The organism is Mesorhizobium sp. Pch-S (assembly GCF_004136315.1).
Classification (GTDB): Bacteria; Pseudomonadota; Alphaproteobacteria; order Rhizobiales; family Rhizobiaceae; genus Mesorhizobium.
The window spans coordinates 655,379-675,422 of the sequence record NZ_CP029562.1; the positions used below are offsets into that span (position 1 = coordinate 655,379).

A 20,044-nucleotide genomic window follows, 5' to 3' on the forward strand; every position below is an offset into this window, starting at 1 on the left:
TGACGATGCGTACACGACGCCATGAACGTCGACTTAGTATCCTTTTGCATATCAGCCAACGATCGCCGATCATACCACATTGTAATCGTTGCAATAATTTCCAAAGCTAGAGTTCGCGCTGGTTGTTTCAAGGACCATTTCCATGGTCCAGGCGGCACTTTTTCGTGATTGGAAACCTGGCCGTGGCTTTCCCAGATACGCCCTGTCCGAACGACGCGAATTCCTCCCAAGAACACGCCGCATGACGGACAGACATTGAAATTCGGAGTACGAAAATGAAAAAGATTGCTCTTGCTACTGCTGCTCTCCTGGTCGCCGCTGGTTCGGCTTTCGCGGGCAGCGACAACTTTGATGCCTATGCCGGTTCCAACCCGCATGCTCTCGGTTCGACCGTCGACAGCGGTTACACCGCTTCGGTGAAGAGCGGCTCGCATGACATCAACAATGCAGCAAAGCCGATTACCGATGGCGCTCCGCGTCTCGGCGGTAACAGCTAATCGTAGCTGATACAGTGGCCGGCCTGTTGGTCGGCACCGAACAAAGCGGTGGGCTTGCCCGCCGCTTTTTTCGTTTGAGTTCCATTCAGCTTCCTGGCCCGGCCTTCCAGCACAGCAGCCTCGCAGCCTCGCAGCCTCGCAGCCTCGCAGCCTCGCAGCCTCGCAGCCTCGATGATTTTTGATCCGCCTAACGTCAATCGTTTCGCATCGAAAACCGCTTATTCGTTCACAATATAGAGACAATCCGTTCGGGATTCACTGAACGATGGTTCAGTATGTTTTTTGATACCGGTTCCCGATATGCAACCTATCCAATTGAAAATTAAAAACTTTTTGCAGTCCCTGTGTCACCAAAATCAAACTTCAAGAGCCATTTTTGCATGGCTGCTAAACATTCTCGTGATTGGAACCTTTTGAGGGCCAATCCCATTTCTGTGTGGTCCGAACGACGAGATTGCCTCCCAAGAAGACCACGCCGCTTGACGGACGGAAAAAGAAATTTGGAGTACGAAAATGAAGACCATTGCTCTTACTGCTGCTGCCCTGCTCGTTGCCGCCGGTTCTGCTTTTGCCAACGGTAGCGACCACTACGGCTCGAACTTCACCTACTCGAACGTCGACAGCTCCTACACCGCTTCGGTCAAGTCCGACGCGGCCAAGCACGACCTCGGCAATGTTGTGAAGCCGATCACGGATGGCGCGCCGCGCCTTGGCGGCAACAGCTAATCATCGATCAATAGACAAACTCACCCCAGGATTTGGAGTACGAAAATGAAAACTCTCGCTCTCACTGCTGCTGCGCTGCTCGTTGCCGCCGGCTCCGCTTTTGCCAACGGTAGCGACCACTACGGCTCGAACTTCACCTATTCGAACGTCGACAGCTCCTACACCGCATCGGTGAAGTCCGACGCCACGAAGCACGACCTCGGCAACAACGTTGTGAAGCCGATCACCGATGGTGCTCCGCGCCTCGGCGGCAACAGCTAATCACAACCAACATATCAAACCATTCCTAATTGGAGATACGAAAATGAAGACCATTGCTCTCACCGCCGCCGCCCTTCTGGTTGCCGCTGGTTCCGCTTTCGCCGGCAGCGATCACTACGGCTCGAACTTCACCTATTCGAACGTCGACAGCTCCTCTACGGCTTCGATCCAGAATGGTTCGGCTTCCTCGCAGGAAACCGTCAAGACCATCACCGACGGTGCTCCGCGTCTCGGCGGCAACAGCTAATCTGGTCGCCGGCGCCAGCCGGCATCCAGCCTCAAAAAGCGGTGGGCTTGCCCGCCGCTTTTTCTGTTTTTAGGGTGTCCTGGAATAGTCTTCCTGTGAAGATCTCCGTCGCTCATCGACATACGACACTTCCTTCAAGAAATGGCGTGCACCGACAGCGTGATAATATCAAATGATATTTGGCACTCTCTCACAAACATTGAAAACAAAGATTTTTATCCACGGCGGCGTAGACCCAAGCAAAACTTCAATAGGCAATCATCACATTTCGATAAACATTCTTGTGATGGGAACCTTTGGCCATCCTTTTTCATTTATCCCTTGTCCGAACGACGCGATGACCTCCCAAGAACACGCCGCTGACGGACGGAAAAAACCGAACGTTGGAGTTTGAAAATGAAAACCCTTGCTCTTACCGCCGCCGCGCTTCTGGTTGCCTCGGGCGCCGCTTTCGCAGGCAGCGACAACTTTGATCCTTATGCCGGCTCAAACCCGTACAAGACGACGGTCGATGCGGGACATACCGCTTCGATCGCCACGCACAGTGCCACCGCAGAGTGGCTGGCTGGTGGCAAGCTCAGCTCTGCCGACAAGGCCGGCCAGGCAGCCATTGATTATCGGGTTGACCATTTCGGCAACCGCTAACAGTGGTTTTATCCAAAACGCGAAAAGCGGCGGGCTTGCCCGCCGCTTTCTGTTTTGTGGAACAGGGCCATTCCCGGCAAATAAAGCGCGCGGATATACCGGTTGCATTTTAAAAGCAGTTATTCTATAACCAGTTGCAATTCGCAATCAGTTATAGGAGCCTGTGATGTCCAAGCTGGTGGTTCGAGCATTCTCGATTTCGCAGGATGGTTACGGCGCCGGACCGAACCAGAGCCTGGAAAACCCGCTCGGCGAGAACGGCGAAAAACTGCATGAATGGTTTTTCGAGACCGACACCTTCCAGAAGATGGTTGGCCAGGGAGAAGGATTGAAAGACGTCGACAATGAATTCGCCACGCGCAGCTTCGACAATCTTGGTGCCTGGATCTTGGGCCGCAACATGTTCGGGCCCGTGCGCGGTCCATGGCCGGACGAGAGCTGGAAGGGTTGGTGGGGCGACAACCCGCCCTATCACGTCCCGGTTTTCGTGCTGACCCATCACGCTCGCACACCCATCACCATGGAAGGCGGCACGACCTTTCATTTCATCACAGGCGGCATCGAGGACGCGCTGGCGCAGGCCAGGCAAGCAGCAGCGGGCAAGGACGTCCGTGTCGGCGGGGGCGTCGAGACGCTGAAGCAATATCTCAGGGCGCGGCTCGTCGACGACCTGCATCTCGCCGTCTCGCCCTTCCTGATGGGCTCCGGCGAGAACCTGTTCTCGGACATCGATCTTGCAGCGCTTGGCTATCGTATCACCGATCGGGTGCTCACGAAAAAAGCGACGCACCTCACTCTCGTGAGAGACGACAACTGACAGCCGCCACGGCCCGCCAGGCGTTCAAAATACAAGAGGGCCGCGCGGCCCTCCTGTTGCGTGGGTCTGTTGAGGAGCCTCAAGCGGCTTTGGCTGCCGCCTCATGCTGTGCAAACGAGCGACCGTCGGCGTCGAAGATGTGCAGGTCTTCGGCGCTGGCCGTGAGCTTCAGGCTGCTGCCACGCTGGACTTCGACATTGCCCGGCAGCTTGGCGGTGAGCGGCTGTTCACCACGACCGATATCGACATAGACCAGCTGCACCTCGCCAAGCTGTTCGATGTAGTCGACCTTGCCTTCGAAGAGGTAGTCCGAACCCGTGGCGATCGAGAGATCTTCCGGTCGCACGCCGAACGAGATTGCCGCACCCTGCGCCCCGACAGGCGTTGCGATCGGCACAGAGGCTTTGCGGCCGCCGACATGGCTGACCGTGGTGGAAGCACCAGATTTCTCAACCGTCGCCGGCAGGATGTTCATGGCCGGCGAACCGATGAACTGCGCGACGAACAGGTTGCCCGGCCGCTTGTAGAGCTCCATCGGTGTACCGACCTGCTCGATATGGCCGTCCTTCAGCACCACGATGCGGTCGGCCAGCGTCATCGCTTCGACCTGGTCGTGGGTGACGTAGATCATGGTGGTGTTGGGCATCGATTCCTTCAACTTGGCGATCTCGATACGGGTAGCGACGCGGAGTGCCGCGTCGAGGTTCGACAATGGCTCGTCGAACAGGAACACCTTGGGATTGCGAACAATGGCCCGGCCGATGGCGACACGCTGGCGCTGACCACCCGACATCGCCTTGGGGAGACGGTCGAGATATTTGGTCAGCTGCAGGATCTCGGCGGCCTGCTTGACGCGGCGGTCGATCTCTTCCTTCTTCTCGCCGGCGATCTTCATGCCGAAAGCCATGTTGTCGTAGACCGTCATGTGCGGGTAGAGCGCATAGGACTGGAAGACCATGGCGATGCCGCGTTTCGACGGCGGCACGTCGTTGACCCGCTCGCCGGCGATGTTCAGATCGCCCGAGGTGATTTCCTCAAGGCCGGCGATGGAGCGCAGCAAGGTGGACTTGCCGCAGCCGGACGGGCCGACGAACACGATGAACTCGCCCGATTTGATGTCGAGGTCGATGCCGTGAAGAATATGGATGTTGCCGTAGGACTTCTTCACCTGCCTGAGGGTCAGATCGGCCATTGTTTCCTCCCTGTATTGTTTTCTCGGTTCAGGCGAGACGCCCGAACCAGGCTCCATAACCGCCAAGGCGAAGCTTGCCGGTCCCCGACTGCGAAGAAAAACCATGCCCCGGCAACGGTTGCAAGGAACGTCCGCCACCGAAATCCACTTCGGTGATGCTGTTGCCGAGATTGAAGGCGCAGACGATGCGTTCATTGCCTTCCTGGCGCGAGAAGACGACGACATCTCCCTGCCCCTGCACGAACTCGATGTCGCCTTTTGCCAGCGCCGGATGGGCGCGGCGGAAGGCAAGGAAGCGGCGGTAATGCTGAAGCAGCGAAGTGCTGTCACTTTCCTGGACGTTGACCGCCTTAGACAGATGTTCGCCCGGCACCGGCAGCCACGGCTTGGCGCTAGAGAAACCGCCATTGGGTGATGCGGCTTCCCACACCATCGGCGTGCGGCAGCCGTCACGGCCTTTGAATTCCGGCCAGAAACGGATGCCGTATGGATCCTGCAGGTCTTCGAAGGTCAGGTTGGCTTCGCCGAGGCCAAGCTCTTCGCCCTGATAGATGCAGGCGGAGCCGCGCAGCGACAGCAGCAAGGCCGACACGACCTTGAGATAGGCAACCGGGTCAGCCTCGCTGGCAGCCCAGCGCGAGGCGTGGCGCACGACATCGTGGTTGGAGAAAGCCCAGCAGGACCAGCCGTCGCTGGCGACACGGCCGAAAGCCTCGAGCACGGCGCGCACCTTGGCTGCACTGATCTTTTCAGGCGCCAGGAAATCGAAGGAATAGCACATGTGCACGCGCTTGCCGCCCGCGGTGTAGGCAGCAACAACCTCCAGCCCGCGCTGGGAATCTCCGACTTCGCCGACGGCCGCTGCCGCCGGATATTCATCCAGCAGGGCGCGGAACCGCTCGAGGAAGGCCAGGTTTTCCGGCCGGCTCTTGTCGTAGATGTGGTCCTGGTAGTTGTAGGGATTCACCGACGGCGCGGTCTGGTCGTTGCGCTCCTCCGGCGGCAGCGCCGGATTGTTCTCCAGCCCTTCGCTGTGGAAATAGAAATTGATCGTGTCGAGACGGAAACCGTCGACACCACGCTCCAGCCAGAAACGGGTGATGTCGAGCAACGCGTCCTGAACCTCGCGGTTGTGGAAGTTCAGGTCCGGCTGCTCGGCAAGGAAGTTGTGCATGTAATATTGCTGGCGACGGGTATCCCACTGCCAGGCTGAACCACCGAAGATCGACAGCCAGTTGTTGGGTGGCGTGCCATCCGGCCTGGCGTCGGCCCAGACATACCAGTCCGCTTTCGGATTGTTACGGCTGGACCGGCTTTCGACAAACCAGGGGTGGCTGTCGGCGGTGTGCGACAGCACTTCGTCGATCATCACCTTGAGGCCGAGACCGTGCGCCTCGGCCACCAGCGCATCGAAATCCGCAAGCGAGCCGAACATCGGATCGACGTCGCAATAATCGCTGACGTCGTAGCCGAAATCTTTCATCGGCGATTTGAAGAAGGGCGATATCCAGATGGCATCCACCCCCAGTGAGGCGATGTAGCCGAGCCGGGCGGTGATGCCCTTGAGGTCGCCGATGCCGTCGCCGTTCGTGTCCTGGTAGGAGCGCGGATAGATCTGGTAGATCACCGCCCCGCGCCACCAGTCGCGATCGACCGCCGGCATGGCCGCCTCGGCCTTGCGCTGCACCGCTTGCTTCACCATCAACCTCCTTTGACCGAACCTGCCAGCAGGCCACGTACGAAATAGCGCTGCAGTGAGAAGAACACGATCAGCGGCAGAATGATCGTGATGAAGGCGGAGGTCGTCAGGATGTCCCAATCGCCGCCACGCGAACCCAGCAGCGCGTTGAGCTTGCCCGTCAGCACCAGTTCGTTCGAGCCGGTTCCCAGGAAGACCATCGCCACCAGAAGATCGTTCCATACCCACAGAAACTGGAAGATGGCGAAGGAAGCCAGCACCGGGAAGGACAGCGGCAGAACGATCTTCATGAAGATCTCGAAATCGCTGGCGCCGTCGATACGGGCGGATTCCATGATCTCGCGCGGCAGGCCGGCGATGTAGCTCCTGAGCAGATAGATGGCAAAAGGCAGGCCGAAGCCGGTATGCGCCAGCCAGATACCGAGATAGGTCTTGGAGGGAACGCCGAACAGGTTGCCGACGCCGTTGTACATTTCAAGCAGCGGGATCAGCGCCATCTGCAGCGGCACGACCAGCAGGCCGATGATGACCGCAATCAGCAGCGCGCGTCCCGGAAACCGCATCCAGGCCAGGGCATAGGCGGCGAAGGCGGCAATCATGATCGGGATGATCGTTGCGGGAATGGTCACCGTCAGCGAGTTCAGGAAGGAACGGCCGACGCCCTCGGAGGTCAACACGTTGCCGTAATTCTCGGTCGTGAACCTTGGCGGGACAGTCGACGAGAAATAGACGCGCTGACCGCGCGATCCCTCGAATTTCTTCGTGGAAGACTGCATATAGCTGCCGTCGGCATTGATTTGCAGCGTTTCGCCCTCGCCGAGGTCGGCCGTTGTTCCAACCTGGAACTTGGTCGGCTCCTGGGCGCGGGCACCGAAGGCCGAAACCTGGCTCGTGCTCGGATTTTCAAAGACATTGCCTTCGATGACGAACTTGCCGTCCTTCTCGACCTGCTTGTCAGGCCCGGCCAGACGCACCTGCTGGACCTGCGTCGAGGCAAAGAAGGAAGCCCACCAGCCCGATCCGACGATCTGATCCTTGTCACGCAGGGACGTGACGAGGATGCCGAGTGTCGGGATCGTCCAGACCACCACGAAAAGCAGCGCCGCGATATGGACCGCCCATTTGCCGAGGGAAGACCTGCCTGCCGATTTGCCGCTTGCCTGCGCCATCTCACAAGCCCTCCCGGTTTGCCTGACGGATGTTCCAGATCATGATCGGCAGGACGGCGATCATGATGATGACCGCAATGGTCGCGCCCTTGCCGAAATCACCACCGCCCCGGAACATCCAGTCGAACATCAGATTGGCGAGTACCTGGCTGTTCCATTGCCCGTTGGTCATGGTCAGCACGATGTCGAAGACCTTGAGCACCAGGATGGTGATGGTCGTCCACACCACGATGATCGTGCCCCAGATCTGCGGGATCATGATCTTCCAGAAAATCTGGAAGGGGTTGGCGCCATCGATGACGGCCGCCTCGATGGTCTCCTCGGGAATGCCGCGCAACGCCGAGGACAGGATGACCATCGCGAAACCGGTCTGGATCCAGATCAGGATGACCATCAGGAAGAAGTTGTTCCAGAACGGCATGGATATCCATACCTGCGGGTCACCGCCGAGCCACTGCACGACGGCATTGAGCGCGCCGATCTGCACCTGCCCCTCGCCGCGATATTCGTAGATGAACTTCCAGATGACGCTCGCACCGACAAACGAGATGGCAAGCGGCAGGAAGATCAGCGACTTGGCGATGGTACCCCACCAGATCTTGTCGGTGAGCACGGCAATGACGAGGCCGAGGAACGTGCAGGCGGCAGGCACGACCAGCAGCCACAACAGGTTGTTGAAGATCGAGTTGCGGAACTGCCCGTCGCCCAATGCCCATTGATAGTTCGCGAGCCCGACGAAGCCGTGGCCCGACTTGTCCTGGAACGAGGTGATGACGGTGCTGATGACCGGATAGATGAGATAGACGACCAGAAGGATCAGCGCCGGCCCGATGAACAGCCAGGGCCGGATCAATCCCTGCCGGCGCAGATTGTCGATCGCCGCCTGGCCGCTGACACCCCTCGAGGGAAAGATGAGATCGACAAATTTGTTGGCGCCCCAGAAATAGGCGACACAGCCGCCGACGCCGATCAGAATGACGAGAATGGCTGAAAAGATCTGAGCCGCCATGGGTTCCTCCCCTTGCTGCGGATCTAGAGCAATTCCAGCAAAAGTGCGCAGCGGTTTTGCGTCCGGAATTGCGTAGAAACAAAAGTTAGAGAGTCTCCGCGTTTCCGCGAAAGGCGGAAACGCTCTATCACTGCGCAAGACCATGCAGCGCCGACACGCTACCGGACCGTTGCGGGTTCCCCTTCCCGACCTCGTCTCCTCAGGCCGATCCGGGGCCTATGTGCCCGGACCGGCATGCCTTGGGAGGCCGCACTCATTGTTGCTGCATGAGGGCGGCGGATGCCGCCCTCCTTGTCCGAAAAGTCTGCAACTTTCCGGGATCACGCTCAGGATTTCCTACTTGATGCCGTCCCAGCTCTTCTGGATATCGGCCGCAACGGCATCGGGCGCCTTGCCACCGACCATGTCGATCATGCCGGTCCAGAAAGCGCCGGCGCCGATCTTGCCGGGCATGAGGTCCGACCCGTCGAAACCGAAGGTCGACGCATTGAGCAGCACCTCGCCTTCACGCCGCAGGATATCGTTGGCATAGGCTTCGGGCTTCGTCGTCTTCAGGGCCGACAGGAAGCCGGACTGCGCCATCCAGATCTCGTGCGACAGCGGCATCTTCAGGAAGTCTATGAAGGCGCGCGCCGCCTTGGAGTCCTTCGTGACCATCGCGAAAGTTCCTGCGCCCAGCACCGGCTTGCCGAGATCCGCATGCGACGCCATCGGCGGCAGGTAGAAGAAGTCGGCATCCTCGCCGAGTTTCTTGCCTTCCGGGAAGAAGGACGGGATGAACGACGCCATGCGGTGCATGTAGCATTTCGGCGGTACGCTGAAGAGGCCCTTGGGTGAATCGCGGAAGTCGGTCGCCGCAACCGCGGCGGTACCACCGTCGACCATTTTCGGGTTCTGCACGATGTCGTTGAAGACCTTCAGCGCGTTCACCACCTGCGGATCGGTGAACGGAACCTCGTTCTTGGTCCATTTGACGTAGACGTCGGGTTTGACCGTGCGCAACATGATGTCTTCGACCCAGTCGGTCGCCGGCCAACCGGTGGCGCCGCCAGAGCCGAGGCCGATGCACCATGGCACACCGCCGTCGGCAATGATCTTTTCGGAGAGGGCCATCATGTCCTCCCAGGTCTCGGGGACCTTGTAGCCACTTTCCTCGAAATTCTCCGGCACGTACCAGACCATCGATTTCAGGTCCTGCTTCCAGGGATAGGCGAAGAACTTCGCGTTGCCGTCCTTGTCCTTGTAGGTACCGAGATCGACCCAGCTTTGGCCGGCGCCGTAATTGTCCTTCACATAGGCGGCAGTGGCATCATCCAGCGGCGTCAGCATGCCCTTCGAAGCGAGATCCTGGATCAGGCCCGGCTGCGGAAGAATGGCGATGTTCGGCGGGCTGCCGGCCTGCGTGTCGATGACGATCTGCTGTTCGTAGTTTTCCGAGGAGGAGTAGTTGATGGTCGCCCCGGTCGCCTCGCGGAAGTAATCCAGGACGGATTGGAACTGCGTCTCGTCCGGTCCGCGCCATGGGCCAAAGACGGTCAGCGTCTCGCCCTTGAGATCGACTTTCTTCAGGTCCTCGTAATTGGCCCAGTTGAATTTGGAATCCTCGCCGGGCTTGAACTTCAGCTCGGCGGCCTGTGCAGGCACGGCCAGGGCCAGCGCAGCAAACGCCGTGCCCAGCAACAAAAGCTTCTTCATCTGCAATCCTCCCTCTGGATCGGATACCGACGGAACCTCCATTCCGCCGCCGACGTCGCCCGACTGTGCCCGAGCCCGGAAATGTCTGCAACCTTCCGAAACCGGCATTCAAAGCGCTTTGGCTTCACGTATTTCGCCACCAAAACCAAAAAGAGTCAAGGGCGACCACAATTAATCGATTTAAATGACTGAAACATGCCGTGAAAATCGCAATGCAGCATAGTTTTTCGGCATTGCAGCAGCAAATTCGCTTCAAAGCCGCATCACTTGGACCTAATGTAATCCTCTTTGCAAACTTGGCTGACAAGGCCGAGAAGGCTCTCCAAGCGCTTTGGGAGGCGCAATTGAACCTCAAGCAGCTGTCGCAGATGCTGGAGCTCTCGCAGACCACGGTAAGCCGCGCGCTGAACGGCTATCCTGAGGTCAACGAGGAGACACGCCGACGGGTCGTCGACGCTGCCAAGCGCCACGGCTATCGTCCCAATCCTTCCGCGCGCCGGCTGGCTACCGGCAAGACCGGCATGATCGGCTATGTGTTACCAACGGGCTCGGCCGTCGATATCGATCCGCATTTCGTCGAGTTCCTGTCCGGACTGGGCGACTATGCCCGCGCGCATGAACTTGATCTCGTGCTGTCGCCCGCCGATGCCGAGGAGCAGGAAACCACCTATCGGCGCATCGTTGCCAACAAGCAGGTGGATGCCGTCTATGTTTCCTCACCGCGCCCGCAGGACAGCCGCGTCGCCCTGCTCGACACGCTTGGCCTGCCCTTTCTGGTGCATGGACGCAGCGACGGCTTCGATTTCGACTACCCTTTTCTCGACATCGACAATGAGGGTGCATTCCATGAGGCGACACGCCTCATGATCCAGCTCGGCCATCGGCGCATCGCGCTCATCAATGGCGATGACAGGGAAACCTTTGCCATCCATCGCGCGCGAGGCGTGCGGCGCGCCCTGGCCGGCAGCGGGCTTGCCTTGCCGGACGACCAGATTTCTTCGACCGTCATGACAGAGGAGAACGGCTACCGCGCGGCAAGGCGCGTGCTGGAAGGCAGCAACGCACCAACAGCGATCCTCTGCTCCAGCCTCATCATGGCGCTCGGCATCGTGCGGGCCGTTCGAGAACTCGGCCTGACCATACCGGGCGACCTGTCGCTGATTGCGCATGACGACGTCTTCTCCTGGCTGAAGCCGGAGAACTTCTCGGTGCCGTTGTCGACCACCCGCTCCTCGATCCGCGCCGCCGGCGCCAGGGTAGCGGAGCGGCTGATCGCGCGACTGTCGGGCCTGGAGGATGGTGCTCGTGGCGAGGTGTGGCCCGTCGACCTCGTTGTCAGGGGATCGATCGCCGGTGCCCCTGCCGGCAGTTGACCCGAGGTCTAGCGGCCAGGAGCCGGCCAGATGTCTGCCGGCAGCGACGCGGCACGCACACTGGCGGCAAACGCCTGTGCACCGTTTGCCACTTGTTGTGATGCTGCTGCCTGTTTGCGGCTGATGACGAGGCCGTTGGCGACAGCATTCCGCTGCCGAAGCAGCCTCCTGAACCAGGGCGTACGAGCGCCGCGAGCCGATGAAAAGCGTGCCGGCTTGCCGGAGTGCGCGATATGTTCGGCGACCACGTCCGCCCAGCCTTCGACCAGCCTCGCCCCCGGCTCCAGCACCAGCAACCAGTCGCCCTTGGCCACGGCAATACCCGCGCCGATGCCGCCGGTCGTCAGATGGCGGCAGCCTGCGTGCTCGGCCACCTTGGCGGTCTGATCGGTCGAACCCAGGTCGCAGACGATCACTTCGCGCACCATGCCTTCGACAACGCCGCCGACCAGCGACGCCAGGGTGCGCGCCAAGCCCTCTTCATTGTTTCGCGTTTCGATCAGGACGCTGAGCATTCCTGCGCAATAGCCGAAAGCAGCGACTGGCACCAGCCGTCTTCGTCAATTCAAGTTCTTGCTTTGTTCTAAAAACAGAGATAGGAATAATTTCATGAGGACAGCGATTCGACGCCCCGCAGAGAGCCCCTGGGAAAGAGCCAAGATGGAACAGGTTGTGCGTGCCGACATTGCCGCTTTCGGCGCAGGAAGGGCCGAGATGGCGAACGCCATCCTGGACCAGAGCGGAATGCGCGTGCGGCCCGAGCGCAATCGTGGCCGCTCGGCCGGCATCAACCCGTCGGGTCGTTTCGAACCGGTCAGCCGCCATGTCTTCGACGACGGATGGGAATCGCTGGAAGAACTGCCGCCGTTCAAGACCGAGGTGCAGGTGGAGAAACCGCGTACCATCATCACGCGCAATGAATCGCCGGATATCTCCTTCGACCGCTCGATCAATCCCTACCGCGGCTGCGAACATGGCTGTGTCTACTGCTTTGCGCGGCCGACACATGCCTTCATGGGTCTGTCGGCCGGGCTCGACTTCGAAGCCAAGCTGTTTGCCAAGCCCGACGCTGCACGTCTGCTCGACAAGGAACTGTCGAAAGAAGGTTACCAGCCACGCACCATCGCCATCGGCACCAATACCGACCCTTACCAGCCGATCGAACGGCAGTACCGGATCATGCGCGAAGTCCTCGAAGTGCTGGAAGCGCGTGGCCATCCTGTCGGAATCGTCACCAAGTCGGCGCTGGTGACGCGTGATATCGACATCCTGTCGCGCATGGCCGAGCGCGGCCTGGCCAAGGTCGCGCTGTCGGTGACGACCATGGACCGCATGCTCGCCCGCACGATGGAACCACGCGCCTCGACACCAACCAAACGTCTGGAGGCGATCCGGCAGCTGTCGGATGCCGGCATCCCAGCCTCCGTGATGGTGGCGCCGATCGTTCCCGGCCTCACGGATCCCGAGATCGAGCGCATTCTCGATTCCGCCCATGCGGCCGGTGCACGGGAAGCGGGATACGTGGTGCTGCGGCTGCCTCTGGAAGTCAGCCCGATCTTCAAGGACTGGCTGCTGCGTCACTATCCCGACCGCTACCGGCACGTGATGTCGCTGATCCGGTCGATGCGCGACGGCAAGGACTACGATTCGGAATGGGGCAAGCGCATGAAAGGCGCCGGCCCCTATGCCTGGCAGATCGGCCGGCGCTTCGAGATCGCCGCCAAGCGGCTCGGTCTCAATCTCGAGCGGCGGCAGTTGAGGACGGACCAGTTCGTTCCGGCCGCACGCCCGTTCGAACAGCTGACGCTGCTGTGAACCGGAGCGTTTCCGTTTTTCACGGAACGCGGAAACGCTCCAACTTTTTGTTCTTGCGCAATTCCGGACGGAATACCGTTACGCACTTTTCCTGGAATTGCTCTGTTCCCGCAGGCTCGTCCTGCCAACTCAGCCGCTGCCGTAGGCACCCGAGCAAACCATCCCGTCCGGCCCTGTCCCCCGGCCGTCAGACGGTGCCCTCCGCCAGCTACCCCGGCTGGCCTGAGGGCTTGCGGAGAATCGGGACGGGTGCGAGTCTTCGCCGTATTATGGCTCGCATGCGTCCTGATTCTCCGCTCTTGTTCGAAATCATCGAAAAGCCGGACTTCTCGATCGAGAAGAAGGCTATTGCGCAAGGCCTGTGGCCGGTTGCCGGCATGGACGAGGCGGGGCGTGGGCCACTCGCAGGTCCGGTTGTCGCCGCCGCGGTCGTGCTCAATCCCGACGACATTCCCGAAGGACTGGACGATTCCAAACGGCTGACTTTGCCGCAGCGCGAGGCGTTGTTCGAGCTGATCCTGGCCAAGGCGCAAGCAATCGGCATGGCTTCGATCTGTGCCGAAGGCATCGACGGCTCCAACATCCTGCGCGCGAGCCTGGAAGCGATGCGGCGGGCCCTGGAAGGGCTTTCGATACGACCGAAACTGGCGCTGGCCGACGGCCGCGACATTCCTCCGGGCCTGCCCTGCGAAGGCCGGGCCCTGGTCAAGGGTGACCAGCGCTCGCAGTCAATCGCGGCCGCCTCGATCGTCGCCAAGGTGATGCGCGACCGCATGATGACCGGATGCGGTCGTCGCCATGAGCATTATGGCTTCGAGGTGCATATGGGCTACGCCACGGCGCGCCATCGGTCCGCCATTGCGACCCATGGCGCGCTGCACCGCCTGCACCGGGTTTCCTTCGCACCGTTTCGTCTTGAAGCGGCGACAGTCGAGGACTGAACAGCCTTCTCCCCTTGTGGGAGAAGGTGGCCGAGCCCTCGGCTGCGAAGCCGCTGAGGACGAGGTCGGATGAGGGGTGCTGGACAGAGCGCCACCTTATCGAGCACCCGCCAAAATCCATGCTAAGAGATTGATTTTTCTTAGTTATAGTTTCTTCCAACACCCCTCATCCGTCTCGGCTTCGCCGAGCCACCTTCTCCCACAAGGGGAGAAGGCAAGATCTGCCACAGAAAAAAGCCGCCGGGTTTCCCCAGCGGCTTTCAAAGATCAATCGAACTCGACGGCTCAGTTGAGCTTGGACTTCACGTCCTGAAGCGAGGTCTTGAAAAGATCGGCAGCGGCCTTGGCGTCGACCTTGCCGGCGAGAACGGTGCGGGCAGCCTCGACCGCCAGATCGACGGCGCTGGCGCGAACCTCGGCGATCGCCTCGCGCTCGGCCTGGCCGATCTTCTGTTCGGCAACCGCGGTGCGGCGCGAGACATAGTCCTCGGTCTTCTTGTGCGCTTCCTCGGCAAAAGCCTTGGCTTCGCGCTTGGCGGCCTCGACGATGTCGGCGGCTTCCTTTTCGGCCTCCTTGCGCTTCTTCTGGTATTCAGCCAGCAGCGACTGCGCTTCTTCACGCAGCTTGCGGGCTTCGTCCAGCTCAGAGCGGATCTTGTCGGCGCGGGAATCCAGCGACTTCGCCAGCGTACCCGGGACCTTGAGATAGATCATGGCACCGAGCAGGATGAACAGCGAAATCGTTGCCCAGACTGTCGCGAGAGATGTGGCGTCCATGACGGGTCTCCTCAGCGAGCGGCTTTGACAGCTGCGGCCACTTCGGCCTTGTCGGACTTGCCGACCAGACTGTCGAGAATGGCGGAGGCGGTCGTCTCGGCAATCGAGCCGACATCCTTCATCGCGCTTGTCTTGATCGCGGTGATGCGTTCTTCGGCTTCGGCCAGCTTCTTCTCGAGGCCGGCTTCGACGCTCTTGCGAGCCGTCTCAGCTTCCGCCTTGGCTTCGTCGCGGGACTTCTGGCCGATGGTGTTGGCATTGGCCTTGGCCTCGGCCAGCTCCTGCTCGTAAGCAGCAACCGCGGCATCCGCTTCGCCTTTCAGCTTGGCTGCCTGGTCGAGATCCTGAGCGATGCGGTTGGAGCGTACTTCAAGGATGCCGCCAAGACGCGGCATCACGACCTTCTTCAGGAAGATGTAGAACAGGCCGAAGGTTATCACCAGCCAGAACAGCTGCGAGGAGAAGGTGGCAGGATTGAAAGGCGGGAAGGTATTTCCGCCATGGCCGCCTTCGGCTGGCACCTGGGTGCCGGCTTGCGTCTCGCCATGCGCGGCATGATCGCCGGCAGCGGCAGGCGCGGCCTCTTCAGCATAGGCTGGTGTCACGAACATCTCGTGGTTCCTGTCATTCTGGCTCAGAAGTCAGGCCGGCCGCGGTAAACGGCCGGCTGGCCTGATAATCAGGCCGGCAGCAGCGTGCCGCCGGCCGGCATCAGGTTTGTATCAGCCGAACAGCGCCAGCAGAGCGATGAGCAGCGAGAAGATGCCCAGAGCTTCCGTCACGGCGAAGCCGAAAATCAGGCGGCCGAACTGGCCGTCAGCAGCCGACGGGTTGCGCAGAGCGCCAGCCAGGTAGCTGCCGAAGATGTTGCCGAGGCCGATGCCTGCGCCGCCCATGCCCAGGCAAGCGATACCAGCACCGATGTACTTTGCGGCTTCAGCGTCCATTTCAATTAACTCCTTGATGAATCTGGATTGCTTGGATTGGCCGGCGGACTACGCCGGGTATTCGCTTAGTGTCCGCCCGGATGGACGGCGTCGTTGAGATACATGCAGGTCAGCACCGCGAAGACATAGGCCTGCAGGAAAGCGACCAGGATTTCGAGCGCGGTGATGGCGACCGTCATGATCAGCGGCAGCACCGCACCGGCAATGCCGACAGCGCCCATGGAAGTCAGCGTCACCACAAAGCCTGCGAAGACCTTGAGGGTGATGTGACCGGCCAGCATGTTGGCGAAAAGACGAACCGACAAGCTGATCGGGCGCGAGAGGAACGAGATCACCTCGATCGCAACCACCAGCGGCAGCAGCACACCCGGCACGCCGCTCGGCACGAACAGCTTCAGGAAGCCGAAGCCGTGCTTGTAGAAACCGTAGAGGATCACCGTGCAGATCACCAGGGCGGCGAGCGCGAAGGTGACGATGATATGGGTGGTGACGGTGAAGAAATAGGGGAACAGGCCGAGCAGGTTCGCAGTCAGCACGAACATGAACAGCGAGAACACCAGCGGGAAGAACTTCATGCCGTGCGAGCCGGCGGAATCGCGCAGCATCGAGGCGACGAATTCGTAGGACATTTCCGACACCGACTGCAGGCGGGTCGGGATCAGCGCACGTCCCGAGGTGGTCAGGAGAAGGAAACCCGACGCCAGCACCACGGTGACGACCATGAACAGCGCGGAATTGGTGAAGGAAACATCATAGCCGCCGATATTGAGCGGAACGATGTTGTTGATGTGGAACTGATGGATCGGATCGACCTTGTCAGCTGCTGCCACTTTCTAACCCTCTCGAAAGCCATTTCAGGCTTTTTGCGTTCATTCCGGCTTCGGTGCGAGGCCGTACTTCAGTTCTTTGGTCCGTCCGGGCCCTTACCGCCCTTTCCGAACTCGGCGACAGACCCCGCAGAGCGCAGCACATTCAATATGCCGGCTCCGAAGCCGAGCAGCAAGCCGACGATCAACCCCCAGGGCGATGAACCCGCCAGACGATCGACCATCCAGCCAAGCCCGGTGCCGACCGCTATGCCGGCAATGAACTCGCTCGACAGCTTGAAAGCCTGACCATACCCTGAGGTACGGCCGGCATTCGCCGCTTCTTCCCCCTGGCTCCTGTCCGGATGCCTCGTCGCCAGACCGGCTTCAAGGGCGCGCCGGCGGCGCTCAAGATCGTCGTCGTGAAAGCCCGGCTTGCCGTCGCCGCCTGTCCGTCCGGTTCCGTCTGGCTTGTCGGCCATCGTAACCTCCCTACCCGGCCAAAACGTCGCCGTTCGCCCGCTTTCAAGTCGCGGGCAACATAGTTAGAGGCCTTCCGCCCGTCAAGCCGAGGGGGAAGCTTTGTCGGCAAGTATTTTATGGAATGAAATCATGCACTTAAATAAGTGCGACATCGTGCCCGACATGAAGTGGACAGGCAGGGGAGAGAATCTGCCCTCTTGGCCGGGCCGAATGCGGCGCCGTCAGGGTCAGCTCCAGCCGCCGCCATAGGTGCGGTAGAAGATGTGCAGGCCGATCCTGGTCATCTTCTTCATCGCCCGTGCCCAGCCGGGGCTTACATAGGCGGCATAATAATGCGTGGAGGAGCCGACTTCCGGCAGGAAGATCTTGCCGGCGGTGACGGCCATGCCGATTTCCTGTGCGACCTTGTAGTTCTGCGGCTCGGTGATGCGCTTGCGGCGGCCATCGCAGGCGAAGGAGAACTGGCAGCGGTTCAGCCAGTCGTCATTCTGGTAAACGACGCCGCAGATCGACTTGGGATAGGCCGGATTGCGGACACGGTTGAGGATGACCTGGGCGACGGCAGCCTGGCCGCGTAGCGATTCGCTGCGCGCTTCGAAATAGATGCCGTTGGCGAGGCACTTCTGCTCGGGCTGGGAGAAGACCGAAGCCGGCAACGGCGTTTGCATCCAGGCGTGGTCACCCTTGCCGAGCGGCGGGATGAAACGCCCGCCAGCCGGCTTTTCATCCTGCAGCAGCGCCTCGAAGGGCGATGCCTTGGCATAGTCCGGCTCGGCCGGGCCATAGGCGGTGGCGAGGATGTCGGCGTTGTTGTTGTTGACGAGGCTGGCCAGCATCGTCGGTACGCCGTCGTCCTTCTTCTTCTCTTCACGCAGGTGAAAGGCAGAGGCGATCTGGACTTCCTTGCCCTTGATGTCGGGCTTGGCGAAGGCAAGCTTCAAACCGCTGTCGAGGCTCGGGCGCAGCAGCGACGAGGTGCGCTGGAAGATCGACCCGGCGGAGAAGTTCTTCGGCGGCGCCACCGGCGCGATCTTGACGATGCGGCTCTTCTTGTCGGCGCGCTGGACACGGGCTTCGTCGGAAACCTCTCCGGTCTTGGCGACCTTGCCGCTGAAGGCGACGGTGCCGACACCGGGCAATTGAACACCCGAGCCTGCGAGCGATCCGGTGACGGCATCCTTGTCGACGAAGGGCAGCTCGGCTGCATGGATGGAGCCGGCGGCGGCCTTCTGCACATAGGCGTTCCAGCGGGCATTGGACGATTCGAGGCCGGAGATCAGACTGGTCATGTCCTGATAGGCGACGGCAGTGGGAAAACCGATCCAGATGCCAAGGCCGACGGCGAGTGGAGGCAGGAAGGAGCGTTTGCGGTCACCGGCGGCGGCAAGAAGCCGCTTTGCGATTCGTCGATGCACGGAACTCTCCAGGACGCTGATCAAAAGCCACTGGAAAACAAAATGAAGCATTAACCTTGATGGTCGGTTAACGATCGGCCGACCATCCGTCCGAAACCGGGACTCCTGCCCCGCATGGTCGCGTCAAGCCTGCGGTTCGGGCTTCAGCAGGATCGGCCAGGCAATCAGCGCACATGCCGCCGCGGCCATCCAGATGCCTGCCCATGACGTTGCCGCCAGGAGATGAGGGATCGACAGCGGCACGAGGAAGAAGCCGACGAAGACCAGCGTGTTGGCGAGGCCGAGCGCGCTTCCGGCGCGGCTGGCGCCGGCCAGCGTGGCGATCTCGGCATAAGCGACGCCATGCCAGGACGAGACGCTGATGCCGGCAAGGACCAGCGTGGCGACGAGCGCTGCGGCGAATGCCGCACTGCCGGGAGCGGCGAGTGCAACGAGCAGAGTGAGGACAGCGAAGGCGATCCCACTCAACAGCGCACAGAAGCGCAGATAGGCGCGGCGGTTGCGATGACGGTCGGTCCAGCGCCCGCTCCACACGCGCATCACCATCGCGCCGATCTGCACGGCGGCAAGGGCGGCGCTGGTGACCAGCGTGCCGATGCCGGCAAAGTCGTGCAGAAAGACCGTCGTGAAGGTCAGCACCGCCACCTGCGGAAAGCAGAGAACGCCGACGGCCACGGCCAGACGCCAGATGGCGACACTGCGCAATGGAGCGGTAGCGGGCTTTGCGAGCGGTATTCCGGGCTTCACCGCCCGGTGCGATTGTGGCTCATGCAGCCAGAGCCAGGTGAAAAAGGTGCAGGCCGCAGCCGCTGCGGCCAGGAGGGAGTAGACCGCTGCGAAGCCAAAGGCTTCGGCCAGCGACGGCAGCAACAAGGCGCCGAGACCGCCGCCGAGCGGGATGGCGGTCTGCCGGATGCTCATGGCGAATCCACGCTCGCCTTCACTGAACCATGCCATGATCGCGCGGCCACTGGAGCCGTTGACGCTGCCGCCGAGCAGGCCGACGACCAGCAGATTGGCGGCCAGGAAAGAAACGGTCGGAGCATAGGCCTGCGACGGCACCAGCAAGGCGAGCATCAACACGAGCCAGACCACCAGGGAGCCGAGGCCGGCCAGCAGCACGCGGCGATCACCCCAGCGATCCGTGAGCAACCCCCAGGGCAGCTCACTGAGGGCGACACCGAGACCAAGACAGCCCAGCACCAGGCCAAGGTCGGAATTGGAGAGATGATAGTCGCTCCGCATCGCAACAGCCGTGCTGGGCAGGCCGGCGAAGATCATTGAAAAGCAGGCGTTGGCAGCGACGCCCACGCCCAGCACCTTCCAGCGATGGCCGGCAGCAAACTGGGGGCCGGCGGTAAAGCTATCGGCTACGGCACAGGCGGCTGCCTGCGGCGGGAGGTGATCCATCGACATTTCCGGCATCCTTGTTTCGGCATGCCGCCGGGCGGCGGCCTTGACGAAACCTGACTACACCCATAGTTTCGTCCGAAAAATCAGGAAGTTTTTGACAAATAATCCTGATAAACA

At 60.9% G+C, this 20,044-nt stretch carries 22 protein-coding genes; 9 read left to right on the plus strand and 13 right to left on the minus strand.

What is annotated here, in order from left to right:
- Positions 1-275: 275 nt before the first annotated feature.
- The 6 genes from C1M53_RS03065 to C1M53_RS03090 all read left to right on the plus strand — a co-directional run bounded on the left by C1M53_RS03065 (position 276) and on the right by C1M53_RS03090 (position 3,193).
- Positions 276-497 (plus strand): DUF680 domain-containing protein, encoded by a 222-nt coding sequence (locus C1M53_RS03065; RefSeq protein ID WP_129410898.1) that lies wholly within the window; start codon positions 276-278, stop codon positions 495-497.
- 513 nt (positions 498-1,010) lie between these two features.
- Positions 1,011-1,223 (plus strand): DUF680 domain-containing protein, encoded by a 213-nt coding sequence (locus C1M53_RS03070; RefSeq protein ID WP_129410899.1) that lies wholly within the window; start codon positions 1,011-1,013, stop codon positions 1,221-1,223.
- 45 nt (positions 1,224-1,268) lie between these two features.
- Positions 1,269-1,484 carry a DUF680 domain-containing protein gene (locus C1M53_RS03075; RefSeq protein ID WP_129410900.1) on the plus strand — a complete coding sequence of 72 codons (216 nt, stop codon included), beginning with the start codon at positions 1,269-1,271 and terminating at the stop codon, positions 1,482-1,484.
- Positions 1,485-1,527: 43 nt separating this feature from the next.
- Complete coding sequence (locus C1M53_RS03080; RefSeq protein ID WP_129410901.1) at positions 1,528-1,731, plus strand: hypothetical protein; 204 nt, start codon at positions 1,528-1,530, stop codon at positions 1,729-1,731.
- Between the two features lie 396 nt (positions 1,732-2,127).
- Positions 2,128-2,376 (plus strand): DUF680 domain-containing protein, encoded by a 249-nt coding sequence (locus C1M53_RS03085; RefSeq protein WP_129410902.1) that lies wholly within the window; start codon positions 2,128-2,130, stop codon positions 2,374-2,376.
- 166 nt (positions 2,377-2,542) lie between these two features.
- Positions 2,543-3,193 (plus strand): dihydrofolate reductase family protein, encoded by a 651-nt coding sequence (locus tag C1M53_RS03090; RefSeq protein WP_129410903.1) that lies wholly within the window; start codon positions 2,543-2,545, stop codon positions 3,191-3,193.
- Positions 3,194-3,272: 79 nt separating this feature from the next.
- Here the strand turns inward: C1M53_RS03090 and ugpC are convergent, their stop codons facing one another.
- The 5 genes from ugpC to C1M53_RS03115 form a co-directional block, all read right to left on the minus strand.
- Positions 3,273-4,385, minus strand: a complete 1,113-nt coding sequence (ugpC, locus tag C1M53_RS03095; RefSeq protein WP_129410904.1) for a sn-glycerol-3-phosphate ABC transporter ATP-binding protein UgpC — start codon at positions 4,383-4,385, stop codon at positions 3,273-3,275.
- Between the two features lie 28 nt (positions 4,386-4,413).
- Positions 4,414-6,087 carry an alpha-glucosidase gene (locus tag C1M53_RS03100; protein ID WP_245488426.1) on the minus strand — a complete coding sequence of 558 codons (1,674 nt, stop codon included), beginning with the start codon at positions 6,085-6,087 and terminating at the stop codon, positions 4,414-4,416.
- Positions 6,087-7,253, minus strand: a complete 1,167-nt coding sequence (locus C1M53_RS03105; protein WP_129410905.1) for a carbohydrate ABC transporter permease — start codon at positions 7,251-7,253, stop codon at positions 6,087-6,089. Before C1M53_RS03105 ends, C1M53_RS03100 begins: the two co-directional genes overlap by 1 nt.
- Position 7,254: 1 nt before the next feature.
- Positions 7,255-8,262 carry a sugar ABC transporter permease gene (locus tag C1M53_RS03110; RefSeq protein ID WP_129410906.1) on the minus strand — a complete coding sequence of 336 codons (1,008 nt, stop codon included), beginning with the start codon at positions 8,260-8,262 and terminating at the stop codon, positions 7,255-7,257.
- 336 nt (positions 8,263-8,598) lie between these two features.
- Positions 8,599-9,957, minus strand: coding sequence for an ABC transporter substrate-binding protein (locus tag C1M53_RS03115; protein ID WP_129410907.1), 1,359 nt, complete (start codon positions 9,955-9,957; stop codon positions 8,599-8,601).
- Positions 9,958-10,301: 344 nt separating this feature from the next.
- On the opposite strand from C1M53_RS03115, the gene C1M53_RS03120 reads away from it, so the two are divergent.
- Complete coding sequence (locus C1M53_RS03120) at positions 10,302-11,330, plus strand: substrate-binding domain-containing protein (RefSeq protein WP_129410908.1); 1,029 nt, start codon at positions 10,302-10,304, stop codon at positions 11,328-11,330.
- A gap of 8 nt (positions 11,331-11,338) precedes the next feature.
- Here the strand turns inward: C1M53_RS03120 and C1M53_RS03125 are convergent, their stop codons facing one another.
- Positions 11,339-11,878, minus strand: a complete 540-nt coding sequence (locus tag C1M53_RS03125) for a glycosyltransferase (protein ID WP_348630024.1) — start codon at positions 11,876-11,878, stop codon at positions 11,339-11,341.
- 112 nt (positions 11,879-11,990) lie between these two features.
- Here C1M53_RS03125 and C1M53_RS03130 point away from each other — a divergent pair, with 112 nt between their 5' ends.
- Positions 11,991-13,145, plus strand: a complete 1,155-nt coding sequence (locus tag C1M53_RS03130) for a PA0069 family radical SAM protein (RefSeq protein WP_129410909.1) — start codon at positions 11,991-11,993, stop codon at positions 13,143-13,145.
- A gap of 269 nt (positions 13,146-13,414) precedes the next feature.
- Positions 13,415-14,086, plus strand: a complete 672-nt coding sequence (locus tag C1M53_RS03135) for a ribonuclease HII (RefSeq protein ID WP_129410910.1) — start codon at positions 13,415-13,417, stop codon at positions 14,084-14,086.
- 285 nt (positions 14,087-14,371) lie between these two features.
- On the opposite strand, the gene C1M53_RS03140 is transcribed toward C1M53_RS03135, so the two are convergent.
- From C1M53_RS03140 to C1M53_RS03170, 7 genes are all read right to left on the minus strand, one after another.
- The gene (locus tag C1M53_RS03140; protein ID WP_129410911.1) at positions 14,372-14,863 is read right to left on the minus strand and encodes a F0F1 ATP synthase subunit B; all 492 of its coding nucleotides are present in this window, start codon (positions 14,861-14,863) and stop codon (positions 14,372-14,374) included.
- An 11-nt stretch (positions 14,864-14,874) separates the two neighbouring features.
- Positions 14,875-15,474 (minus strand): F0F1 ATP synthase subunit B, encoded by a 600-nt coding sequence (locus C1M53_RS03145; RefSeq protein ID WP_129410912.1) that lies wholly within the window; start codon positions 15,472-15,474, stop codon positions 14,875-14,877.
- Positions 15,475-15,585: 111 nt separating this feature from the next.
- A complete protein-coding gene (locus C1M53_RS03150) occupies positions 15,586-15,810 on the minus strand; it encodes a F0F1 ATP synthase subunit C (protein WP_006206606.1) in 225 nt (74 codons plus the stop codon).
- Positions 15,811-15,875: 65 nt separating this feature from the next.
- A complete protein-coding gene (locus tag C1M53_RS03155) occupies positions 15,876-16,640 on the minus strand; it encodes a F0F1 ATP synthase subunit A (RefSeq protein ID WP_129410913.1) in 765 nt (254 codons plus the stop codon).
- Positions 16,641-16,708: 68 nt separating this feature from the next.
- Complete coding sequence (locus C1M53_RS03160; protein ID WP_129410914.1) at positions 16,709-17,098, minus strand: AtpZ/AtpI family protein; 390 nt, start codon at positions 17,096-17,098, stop codon at positions 16,709-16,711.
- A gap of 228 nt (positions 17,099-17,326) precedes the next feature.
- Entirely contained in the window at positions 17,327-18,514 is a 1,188-nt protein-coding gene (locus C1M53_RS03165; RefSeq protein WP_129410915.1) for a cell wall hydrolase, read from the minus strand.
- A gap of 123 nt (positions 18,515-18,637) precedes the next feature.
- A complete protein-coding gene (locus C1M53_RS03170) occupies positions 18,638-19,924 on the minus strand; it encodes an MFS transporter (RefSeq protein ID WP_245488427.1) in 1,287 nt (428 codons plus the stop codon).
- Positions 19,925-20,044 lie beyond the last annotated feature (120 nt).